Below are 3,113 nucleotides of genomic sequence, written 5' to 3'. Positions count from 1 at the left end.
TAGCAAAAGTTAAAAATTAAGAAGGGTAGTAGAAAATGCAATGTCAAAACCGACTTTTTCTACAGCCTCGTTATGTGTCACGGATACTTTAAATTTGAATAGCCTTATCGACGATACAAACTCTAGCATCAGTGGGCTTCCAATTACTTATGCATGGCGCGGTCACGGGTCGGCGATTTTTATAGAGCTTGGTAAATTACGGCATAGAGAAAGAAAAAACCATCCAAAGGGTGAGTTTTCAATAATGCTGGACTGCGAATGGCGGATAGAAAACGAAAAATCAATCGAAAGTGGAAGTTATTGTGATGCAGATGTTATAGAAGAGTCGCTTGCGATGCTTACAGGGGATGAAGTAGCTCGTATAGAGACATTAGGTTGTTTGCATGAATTAGTTATCGTATTAAAATCAGGTAAAAAAGTGGTCTCTTTTAGCAACGATATTGGAGATCCAGAATGGTGTATATTTTTACAGAATGGCAAATTTTTGGGTGTCAGAGATGGGGTCGTAGTAAGTGAACACACATAACAAACGCATGAAAACTCACTTCGGTCGCAGGGACATCTATTCGCTGGCTCAGCTCATTCTTCGCAAGTCTAGCCAACAAGTAGCTGTCCCTTATGCGAAACGTTATAGAAAAGGAAGTATTATGCGTTACCTAATATTAATAGCATTACTAACTGCTCCATCACTGTCTTACGCATGTAGCTGCGGAATCATCAATATTAAAGAAGTAATTACAGAATCTAAGCATGTCTTTGTAGCTAGTGTTAAGTCTGTAAAAATTGGAAAACCAAATAAAGACCAAATGAAAAGTGTGGTCGCTGAGTTCGAACTAATAGAATCTATAAAGGGAAACTCAAAGGAAATTAAGAAACTTTACAGCGGGTTTGGCGGCGGAGACTGCGGAATACCTTTAAACGTAGGCTGGCAATACATTGTTTACACTAGCGATGGTGTGATTTCCGTTTGTTCTGGTAGTCGTAAATATCCAGGAAAAGAAAATGATGACGGCTATACTGAGGCAGTTCGTGCCTATATCAAAAATGGTACTGATTTTAATACGGAAGACTTTTTCTTAATTGTTCCGTCAGATACCGAATGTGAAAGCTAAATCTATAGATTAATATGCGGTTCTTCTGGTCCGCATCATTTAACTGTTATACAACTAAATATGAATAGATTAGATATCAAGATTCTTATTGCTGCAGCATCAATGATGTTGTTCATTCCGTTCCTGCATGCAAAGGAACTTTCAGATGGGGAGATGAAATTCGTAAACGCAGAGGATGTAACGAATTTTGTGTAACTGCTTATCATAAATTACTCTACTGAGAGTTAAGGATAGGCAGATGCAAATGAACAGAAAAGAACTTGAAGCTTTCGCTAAAGAAGCGGCCAAAAGCATAAAAACCCCACAAGATTTAAGTGATTTCAGCCGAATGCTGAAGAAAATAACTGTTGAAGCTGCTTTAAACGCTGAAATGGATGAGCATTTAGGTTACGAGAAACATGCCAAGTCAGCTGTGAAAAACAGTCGTAACGGCATGACTACTAAGCGGATAAAAACGGAAGAGGGGGAGTTTGACCTCAATACCCCGCGTGACCGTGATGGCTCCTTTGAACCCATATTGGTTAAAAAACACCAATCTCGATTTACCTCAATGGACGAGAAGATATTATGGCTATACGCGCAAGGTATGAGCACCCGTGAAATCGTTAAAGCTTTTGATGAATGGTATGGCGCGGACATATCTCCCACGTTGATATCACGTGTCACCAATGCGGTTATCGATAAAGTGACCGAATGGCAATCACGCCCACTTGACCCTATTTACCCTATCATTTACCTCGATTGTTTAGTGGTGAAAATTCGTCAAGACAAACGGGTTATCAACAAATCTATCTTCCTCGCCCTTGGTATTAATACCGAAGGTCAGAAAGAGCTAATGGGCATGTGGATAGCCGAGAACGAAGGTGCTAAGTTCTGGTTAAGTGTGCTGACGGAGCTTCAAAACCGTGGTGTAGAAGATATCCTGATAGCCTGCGTAGATGGCCTTAAAGGCTTTCCTGATGCAATTAATGCTGTGTTCCCACAAACCAATGTGCAACTGTGTATCGTGCACATGGTGCGTAATTCGCTCAAATACGTTTCTTGGAAAGACTACAAGGCGGTTACGACTGATTTAAAGACGATATATCGTTCGAGTACAGAAGAAGAAGCCTTGCTTGAACTAGAGCGTTTCAGTGAGACCTGGGATGAACAATATCCGCAGATCAGCAAGTCATGGCGAGCACATTGGCAGAACTTAAACACTATCTTTAATTACCCTGAGGATATACGCAAAGCGATTTATACAACCAACGCCATTGAATCTCTCAACAGCGTTATTCGCAAGGCAATAAAGAAGCGCAAGATATTCCCAAGCGACGATTCAGCTAAGAAAATGGTGTACTTAGCCATTACCGAAGCATCTAAAAAATGGACTATGCCAATTCATAACTGGCGGCAGGCGATGGTTCGTTTTATTATCGAGTTCGGGGCTCGCCTCGAGAAACATCTTAAATAATGGCAGTTACACAGAATCTGTTACAGGCTCTAAACGCAGATTTTCATGTATTTCATTCATTAAATGAATTACCTAAGAATGTACAAAATTACCTGAATGAGCACATAAAAGACACTATATCCCCAGTAGATGGGGCCTTTCGTGCGACAGATGTAATCATCGATCCAAATATTCCCACGCGAAGGTTGCTGCTTGCTGGTATCGATGCAAACCTATTTTTTGTTTGGTATGAGCATGGCGGGCGTGGTTACCACCATCATATTGTGGTTTTAGAAGAAAGTGTGAAAAGCGTGAATCTGGTATATGCCACAAGAGAGTATTATGAGACAAAAGAAATATTTGAAATACAAAAATTAATTGCCGCTGGCTTAGTAGATGAAGAGACATTTGATGTGCAAAAACATGGGTATTGGTAACTTGATGGCGTTGTATAACAAGGCAATTCACGCGACGAGCGCGTGATTGCGACGTTATAGCGCTTTGGCCTTACAACTTGTTGGTCAGTATCGGTAGTAAGTTTTAGGTTCAAAATGTTGTGGTTAGCT

The 3,113-nt window shown here is 40.5% G+C and carries 4 protein-coding genes; all 4 read left to right on the top strand.

What is annotated here, in order from left to right; genetic code table 11:
- Window positions 1–40: 40 nt before the first annotated feature.
- Window positions 41–526, top strand: a complete 486-nt coding sequence (locus tag ABKW31_RS22710) for a hypothetical protein (protein WP_348618997.1) — start codon at window positions 41–43, stop codon at window positions 524–526.
- A complete protein-coding gene (locus tag ABKW31_RS22705; protein ID WP_348618996.1) occupies window positions 513–1,112 on the top strand; it encodes a hypothetical protein in 600 nt (199 codons plus the stop codon). Before ABKW31_RS22710 ends, ABKW31_RS22705 begins: the two co-directional genes overlap by 14 nt.
- A gap of 244 nt (window positions 1,113–1,356) precedes the next feature.
- On the top strand, window positions 1,357–2,568 hold the full coding sequence (locus ABKW31_RS22700; RefSeq protein WP_348618998.1) for an IS256 family transposase: 1,212 nt from the start codon (window positions 1,357–1,359) through the stop codon (window positions 2,566–2,568).
- Window positions 2,568–2,984, top strand: a complete 417-nt coding sequence (locus ABKW31_RS22695; protein WP_348618995.1) for a hypothetical protein — start codon at window positions 2,568–2,570, stop codon at window positions 2,982–2,984. The genes ABKW31_RS22700 and ABKW31_RS22695 overlap by 1 nt, the downstream gene beginning before the upstream one ends.
- Window positions 2,985–3,113: the final 129 nt, after the last annotated feature.

This window comes from Paraglaciecola sp. 25GB23A, assembly GCF_040012495.1.
Lineage (GTDB): Bacteria > Pseudomonadota > Gammaproteobacteria > Enterobacterales > Alteromonadaceae > Paraglaciecola.
Note: the sequence above shows the minus strand (reverse complement) of the source record. Positions and strands in the feature narration are given on the sequence as shown.